Here is a 7790-nt window from a genome sequence, read left to right on the forward strand (position 1 = left end):
TGGCCGCGCGCGTCGCCCAAGTGTGGCGGAGGTCATACAAGAGGTGCAAGACAATCTTGCTGTCCTTCATCGCGCCGACCATGGACTTCTAACGCCGAAGAGGTCAGGGTCGAGAGCCGCCGCGCCGCCTTTGTCTTGCCCTGGGGAACCTGAATCGTGCGCCGCTCCAGATCCACGTTCTCAGGCCGGATTGTATAGACCTCTTCCGGGCGCATCCCGGTTTCCAGAATGAGCCGCGCAATGTCCCGGAGCACGGGAGATGCCCTCTCCAAGTAGGCCCGCTCTTCCAGATGAGACAGGACACGGGTCACTGCGGGATTCGGCAAACCTCTAGAAGATCGTTGTGCCAGACGCACTCAAGGTCGGGCAGGGAGCGATACTTCAGCAGAACCCAGTCCACGCCGAACTCGGACCGAAGCCGACGAAAATCGGAACCATCCAAGCGATCCCATCCAGCCATCGCCTGCTGCTCGCGGAGCCACTCCGGTCCCAGGCGCGGCACCTGCGTCACCACCGCTGGATCTTTGATCGCATCCGAAAGGTGGCTGCGTTCAGCAAGGGCGCGGAAGCCGTGCTCGTCGTTACCCGGCGAAGCGAGGTAGCGGGGATCGAGCGCAAAGAATGCGTCTTCCGGCGTGTTGTTTCGGATCCAGTCATACGCCTGCAGCCATGCGTTGTGCGAGGAAATGCAGGGCCACTCGATGTGCTCAGTGCTGGCGAATAGCAGGCGCTGTGGAATGAACATCCCGGCTCCAACGGCGAGTGCGAGAGCACACCACCTCCACGCAACATCTCTGAGTAAGTAGCGCCCTGCAAGAGAACCTCCAATCACAATCATCAAAATGTAGATCAGCTGGAGATAGCGCATGGGCTGCAAAGGCATGAGCCGAACCAATCCTGCATTGGCCAGAATAAGCATTCCGGCAATCTGCTGGAATACCCCGTAGAGCAGCACGCCCAAAGCGAATCTGGACAGGTTTCGATCCTCGCGCCTGCCGGCGATGCGCTGCAGTGCGAAGAACAACGCGAGAGGCGCCAGCGCCCCCAGCCACTCATACCATCGCCATTGATAGAGGAAGTAGTAGGTCCGTGTGGAGAGCGCCTGCCTCCATGATGCCGATGAGGGCTCAAAGATCCAGCCGAGTGGGGCCGCAGCCATGCCCGCGTTGCGGCCGAACCAGTGGCGCATCCCAAACCTGTCGGCAGCGCCGCTCTGAGCCCAACCGATGCATGCGCACAACGACGCACCAAACGTTGCCATGATGGGATGAACTGAAAACGCGGCCAGAAGGAGGAGCATGGACTGCAGTGCCTTGCGGCTTTGCATTCTTCCGATGGCGACCAGGATCAGCGCGGTCGCCATGGTGCGCGGATGCAGATGTTGGTCTGCAATGTAGAGCGCCGTGCCTGATACCGGCAGCGTAAACGTCACGGAAAGAAGCATCACGCCGGCCCAGTGCGCACGCGCCTCAGGGAACAGCCGCCGCGCGATGCCGAGCGCCCCGTAGAGGATGCCAAGGAGGCTGAGAAATTGGCCGACGCATTCCACCCAGGCCAGCCGCACGTGCAGGAAACGGACCAACCCAGCCATGGCAGGAACAAACATAGTGGCTTGGGTCTGCAAACGCACGAAATCTCCGTCGTGCGGGTAGAGCTTGGAGTGCAGCGCTGCTTTCACTGCGGCCAGGTAGACGGCGTCGTCTTCTGTGCCCGGGTGGTAGCCCATGACCAAAAATCCAACGGCGGTCATAAGAGCCAGAAGCGACAGTGTTTTGAATCCGTCCTTCATTCGCAGATTTGCTCCGCCCAGGCGACGCTTTGCATTCAGACTTCCTAACGTCCAGAATGCCACGCACGGGCCGGAGAAAGCGGCGCCGTTTCTCCCCGATAGTAGGTGTGCTCAAACATCCTTACGCGAATTTTGATCATCCCAGCATTGACGCTTGTATTTGGGCATGGGGAACTGCAACGGCAAAAACATGGGTCAAAAGTACCCGCCTTGCTTTTTCCAAGCCCATCGGGACCCTCACCTTTGTGGGCTGGATTGGCAACACGAATTTCATCCCAGGCGTAAAGCTACGAATTACTTGTCCTTGACTCTCTGTACACAGAGACATCCTTACCCCATCCGCTCCGTGGGTGGGCCTGAGCAGGTAGCCCATGGAAATAGCTATTGGTCTGCTGATCGGGCTTGCGATCGGGACAACGGGCATAGGCGGCGGAACACTCACCGCTCCTGCGCTCGTCCTGATCCTGGGCTATCAGCCTCGCACCGCGGTAGCTACCGCATTGGTCTACGCCGCGTGCGTCAAGTTCTGGGCGGTAATCGCCTACTTCATCAGGAAACAGGTCAGGTTCAGGGTTCTCGCCTTCCTGCTGCTGGGCGGCGTGCCGGGCGCGATTCTGGGAACCACAATCCTCGATGGTCTTACCATCCGGGATACGAGCGACTGGGTGCTCTGCGGAGTGGGCGCCGTGGTTCTCATCTCTTCGCTTTCAAGCCTGATCAATTTCGGCGGCGTGGAGAGATCTCTGAAGTGCCGCGAGCGGCTTCTCCCGTTCGTCGCATTCCCCATCGGCCTGGAGTCAGGCTTCTCGTCTTCAGGAAGCGGCGCGCTTGGCACCGTTCTGTTGCTTCGCCTCACCACTCTCACCCCGCCTGAAGTCGTTGGCACCGGGCTCGCTTTCGGAATTGGAATCTGTGGGATCGCAGGCATTATGCAGGCCATGGCCGGTCATTGCGACACCCAGGCTCTTGTCAGGATGATTCCGGCAGGAATGGTGGGCAGCATGATTGGCGCCGTTATATGCGGTCATATTCCGGCGAATTTTCTTCGGAAGTCTCTGCTGTTTTGCGTAGCAGGAACCGGACTCACACTCCTCATCAAAGGTCTGAACGGGATTCTATAAATGCAGGCACAACTCACAGCAAAACGTACACTGACCCACTTGCAGATGCTTGAAGCCGAAAGCATCCAGATTCTGCGCGAGGTTGCAGCGGAGTTTTCTCGCCCGGTGATGATGTACTCCATCGGCAAGGACTCTTCCGTAATGCTGCGACTGGCGCAGAAGGCCTTCTACCCGGCGCCACCGCCGTTCCCTCTGCTTCACATTGACACGTCCTACAAATTCGGGGAAATGATTCAGTTCCGCGACCAAATTGCGGCGCAGGTCGGCATGCGGCTCATCGTGCACAAAAATGAAAAGGCACTCGCCGAGGGCGCCAGCCCTTTTAAACTTGGCACGCAAAAATGTTGCGCTCAACTCAAGACCGGCGCACTGCTTGCCGCACTGCGCGAAGGCAACTTCGATGCGGCCATAGGGGGCGCCCGCCGAGATGAAGAGAAGGCGCGCGCCAAAGAGCGTGTGTATTCGTTCCGCGATCCGATGGGACAATGGGATCCCAAAAATCAGCGGCCCGAGTTGTGGACTCTCTACAATGGCCGCATCAACAAGGGAGAAAGCATCCGCGTCTTCCCTCTCTCGAACTGGACTGAACTCGACGTCTGGGAGTATATCGAACAGGAGAACATTCCCGTTGTTCCTCTCTATTTCGCCGAACCTCGCCAGGTCGTAGTGCGCGGTGAAGCGCTCATCTCCACTGAACACCATCCTCCTCTGCTGCCCGGAGAAGTACCGCAGCTGGTGATGTGTCGCATGCGCTCCCTGGGCTGTACCTACTGCACAGGAGCAGTGCGATCGGAGGCCACCTCGGTTCGCGACATCATTGAGGAATTGAAGAGCGCGAAACGATCAGAACGGGAGAACCGCTTGATCGATCACGACCAGGAAGGCTCGATGGAGCAGAAGAAGCGGGAAGGGTATTTCTGATATGACACAAGGACTGCTGCGCTTTAACACTGCCGGGAGTGTCGACGATGGCAAGTCGACGTTGATAGGACGCCTTCTTCACGATAGCCACGCCGTGTACGATGACCAGTTGCAGGCCGCCACGCGCGCCTCGCGCAACGGTCTTGACCTTGCGTTCCTGACTGATGGCCTCAGGGCCGAACGGGAGCAGGGCATCACGATCGACGTCGCCTATCGCTTCTTCTCCGGTCAGAAGCGCCGGTTCATCATCGCCGACACACCCGGCCACGAAGAATACACACGCAACATGGCTACTGGTGCCTCCACGGCCAACGCTTCGCTGATCCTTGTGGATGCCAGCAAAGGTGTGTTGCCGCAGACCATTCGTCACTCCTACATCTCCTGGCTGCTGGGCATCCGGGAAATTCTTGTAGTTGTGAACAAGATGGATCTCGTCGGTTTCAGCCAGGAGGATTTCTGGCGCGTGCAGAATCAGTTCGAGGCCATCGCACAGAAGATGCCGGGCTCGCACATCTACTTCATTCCCGTGGCTGCGGTGGCTGGCGATAACATCGTTCGGCGCAGCGATCGCATGCCTTGGTATGACGGCTTCACGCTGCTTGAATATCTGGAGACGGTTCCGGGAGCCGAAGAAGTCGAGGATGCGCCATTTCGTATGCCCGTCCAGTACGTCATCCGCGCCAGAGGCGAGCGGGGCTACTCGGGCCGCATTCTCTCCGGCAGTATCGCTGTCGGCGACGAGGTCCTGATTCTTCCATCTGGAAAGCGCACGCGCGTCGCAGGGATTCCCTCTTTTGACCAGGACCTCGAAGAGGCTTACGCGCCGATGTCGACTTCCCTGTGTCTCGAAGATCATGTGGACGTAGGCCGCGGCGACATGCTGGTCAGCCCCGACCGGCCGCCCAAATCTGCACGCTCATTTCAGGCAAGGGTAGTTTGGATGTCGGACGTACGCCTGGACCCCAGCCGTCCTTACCTGATCAAACACACTTCACAAATCGTCTGTGCCAACATCACGCGCGTCATCTCACGGCTCGATGTGCAGACCGTCTCAGAACAGCCAGCCAATGAACTAAAGCTCAATGACATCGGACTTGTGGACGTGGAGACGCACCGGCCCATTTTCTGCGATGCGTATCGTGAGAATCGCGAAACCGGCGCTTTCATCGTTATAGATCCCGTGACCAACCTCACGTTGGCCGCAGGCATGATCGAGTCGGTCCATGAACGCAAGCAGGTGATGCACAGCGTCTCAGGAAACATGGGGATCACCGTTTGGCTCACCGGCTTAAGCTCTGCCGGCAAGAGCACCTTGTGCAAGGCCATTTACGAAAGGCTCTGGGCGCGCGGCTATCGCGTGGAGCAGATTGACGGGGATGAAGTGCGCCGCAATCTCTCGCGCGAGCTCGGCTTCAGCAAGGAAGACCGTGACGAGAATGTCCGACGCATGGGTTTCCTGGCGGAGTTGCTGACCCGGAACGGAGTGATGTCCCTGGTGAGCGCCATTTCGCCCTACAGGACGGTGCGGGATGAGATCAAGAACAGGATCGGAAGCTTCCTGGAAGTCTACGTTAACGCGCCTTTGTCCGTCTGCGAATCGCGCGACGTGAAGGGTTTGTACCGGCGCGCGCGCGCAGGAGAGATCCCCTCGTTCACAGGGCTCGATGATCCGTACGAGCCACCTCTTGCGCCAGATGTGGAGTGTCGTACGGATATCGAGACCATCGCGGAGTGCGCAGATAAAGTAGTGGACGCCGTTGAGGCGCGCTTGCGTAGTGGGCGGGAGCCGCACCTTGATCCCGCGCTGGACCCATTACCGTCTGAGCTGAATAACCCGTTATGGACGGCCGGTGTTACGCAGGAGCCGCGGAATCTCGGGAGGACAGTCTTTAGCAAAAGCGAAGAATGAGGTGAGCTTCGGAACCTCTTTATTGAAGCGGATGGCCTCGCCGGAAGCAGTTTCGACGCGGCCTCCGCTTGCATTCATCAGAGCCACTCCGCCCGCAACATCCCACTCGCTCCTCGGTTCAAAGGTGCAAGTCGCAAGGTCCATTCCGGCCGCCACGCGCGCGAGCCGATACGCGATCGACCCTACCGGCCGGATCGGCAGCCCTTGTTCCTCAAAAGAACGCCACTTATTCTCACGGTGCTCCCGCCGGCTCACCAACAGGCAGGAACGGTGCCCGGACGCGGCCGCCTCCCTATCGTCGAGTCTCACGAGATCCACGCCCGCGTTCGTCGCGCCCAGGAACAGCTCACCCGTGCACGGATTCAGTACACCGCCGGCAACTGCCTGACCATCCATCACAAGGCCGATGGATACGGCCCACTCCGGGATGCCCTCCACGAACTCTCTCGTGCCATCGATGGGGTCGACCACCCACAAGCGCCGGCACGCTAACCGCACTGGATCGTCCCGCGTTTCTTCTGATAACCAGCCTTCGTCACTCTGCGGGAGGGTTTGATGAATGACCTGGTTGATTCTTCTGTCCAGCTTCGTAGTCGGGTCGCCGCCTTCGGAGCGGGTGACCTCGAGACACGTCAGATCGGTGCAAGCGATCTCTTGTGCGACGAGTATAAGGGTATCTTTTATGCGCTGCAGATCGTTACTCACGTGCAATTCCAGTGTTTCCGTTTCAGATCTCAAACGACCTTTACCTTTCCGGCTGGGAGTCCGGCTATGGTTCACACCATCAAGCCGAGTTCAGAATAAAACGTCAGCCAACCCCAACGAGCTACTTCGTATCGTACGGAGTAGAGGTCGTGTGCCTCTTTACCCTGTGATGCACTTGATTGCGGTTGCGGCCACTCAACGATCAACTGAGAAGGTCCCCGGGCCAACAACAGAGTATCTCGCACGAACATTCTGAGGCTGGATCATGGAACTGCCGTCGTTTGTTGTAGTCGGTCCCCCCCGGACTGGAACCAGTTGGCTGCATAAGGTCCTTGAGCCTCATGCCACGCTGCCGTCCCCAACCAAGGAAACGCGGTTTTTCGATCTCCATTTCGAACGCGGTCTCGATTGGTATCGCAGGCGGTTCCCGCGGCCTGCTCATGGACCGGTGGGAGAGGTTGCGCCCACCTACTTCGCTTCTGCGGATGCGCGGCACAACATCGCTTCTACAATTCCAGACGCGAAAATCGTCTTCATTTTCCGCAACCCCGTGCAGCGCGCCGTCTCGCTTTATCGCATGAAGTGCGCCTATGGGAGAATTCCCAGCGACTTCGAAGAGGCGCTTCGGACGGATCCCGAGTTGATCAACTCCGGGCTTTACTGGACACAACTCGCGGAATGGCGTGCCCTCTTCCCGGAGCGGCAACTGCTGATCACGACCTACGATGACCTGGTCAATACTCCGCAGGCTTTCGTCGATACGGTCACAGACTTCATCGGCATGCGGGAGATTCGTTTGACAGCGTCGCAGGCACAACGAGTCTATTCCTCAGAACGCATGACGCAACCGCGAAGCTACGTGGCTACGAGGGCGGCCACGCTGTTCGCCGACTGGTGTAAATCCCGCGGCTTGGATCAGGTTGTCGCGTCTGTCCGCACCTCGTCGTTCATCAAGCTCTTCCTGGGAGGCGGAAAGCCTCTTCCGGATATTTCTCCTTCAGCGATACAGAAGCTTTCTGAAATCTTTCGGCCAGAAGTGGAGGGGTTGGAGTGTCTGCTGGGACGAGGCCTGGAGACCTGGAAGGTTCAGGATGGTGTTCATCAGGAGTAGTGGGGTCGTGCTGCATGAAGTTCTAGGAATAGCGGCAGACTGAAGAAAGTAATCCAAAAGCACAAAAGCCCTGCCGGATGGCAGGGCTTTTGTGGATATATTATTGCCGGCGATCACCTAATCTCCCACACAGTCACCCGTGCAGTACCATCGGCCCAGCGAGGCTTAACTTCCGTGTTCGGGATGGGAACGGGTGATCCCTCGCGGTATGGTCACCGGCAAACTGAGGCGTTT

Annotated in this window: 7 protein-coding genes and 1 rRNA gene; 4 read left to right on the plus strand and 4 right to left on the minus strand. The window is 58.4% G+C overall.

The window, feature by feature from the left end; translation table 11 throughout:
• Window positions 1-32: 32 nt before the first annotated feature.
• On the minus strand, window positions 33-254 hold the full coding sequence (locus VGL22_RS21725) for a tyrosine-type recombinase/integrase (protein ID WP_465269066.1): 222 nt from the start codon (window positions 252-254) through the stop codon (window positions 33-35).
• 53 nt (window positions 255-307) lie between these two features.
• Window positions 308-1789: a hypothetical protein gene (locus VGL22_RS21730; RefSeq protein ID WP_465269067.1), complete on the minus strand. Its 1482-nt coding sequence runs from the start codon at window positions 1787-1789 to the stop codon at window positions 308-310.
• A 371-nt stretch (window positions 1790-2160) separates the two neighbouring features.
• On the opposite strand from VGL22_RS21730, the gene VGL22_RS21735 reads away from it, so the two are divergent.
• The 3 genes from VGL22_RS21735 to cysC are packed head-to-tail and all read left to right on the plus strand — an operon-like array spanning window position 2161 to window position 5740.
• Complete coding sequence (locus VGL22_RS21735; RefSeq protein ID WP_465269068.1) at window positions 2161-2910, plus strand: TSUP family transporter; 750 nt, start codon at window positions 2161-2163, stop codon at window positions 2908-2910.
• Window positions 2911-3831: a sulfate adenylyltransferase subunit CysD gene (cysD, locus tag VGL22_RS21740; RefSeq protein ID WP_465269069.1), complete on the plus strand. Its 921-nt coding sequence runs from the start codon at window positions 2911-2913 to the stop codon at window positions 3829-3831.
• Window position 3832: 1 nt separating this feature from the next.
• Window positions 3833-5740, plus strand: a complete 1908-nt coding sequence (gene cysC, locus VGL22_RS21745; RefSeq protein ID WP_465269070.1) for an adenylyl-sulfate kinase — start codon at window positions 3833-3835, stop codon at window positions 5738-5740.
• Here cysC and VGL22_RS21750 read toward each other — a convergent pair.
• On the minus strand, window positions 5669-6445 hold the full coding sequence (locus VGL22_RS21750; protein WP_465269071.1) for an inositol monophosphatase family protein: 777 nt from the start codon (window positions 6443-6445) through the stop codon (window positions 5669-5671). The two genes, cysC and VGL22_RS21750, sit on opposite strands and share 72 nt — an antisense overlap.
• A gap of 265 nt (window positions 6446-6710) precedes the next feature.
• Between VGL22_RS21750 and VGL22_RS21755 the strand changes: the two genes are divergently transcribed.
• Window positions 6711-7556 (plus strand): sulfotransferase family protein, encoded by an 846-nt coding sequence (locus VGL22_RS21755; protein WP_465269072.1) that lies wholly within the window; start codon window positions 6711-6713, stop codon window positions 7554-7556.
• A gap of 104 nt (window positions 7557-7660) precedes the next feature.
• Here the strand turns inward: VGL22_RS21755 and rrf are convergent.
• Window positions 7661-7776: ribosomal RNA gene (rrf, locus tag VGL22_RS21760) — 5S ribosomal RNA — on the minus strand.
• Window positions 7777-7790: the final 14 nt, after the last annotated feature.

Source organism: Occallatibacter sp., assembly GCF_036502485.1.
Taxonomy (GTDB): Bacteria; Acidobacteriota; Terriglobia; order Terriglobales; family Acidobacteriaceae; genus Telmatobacter.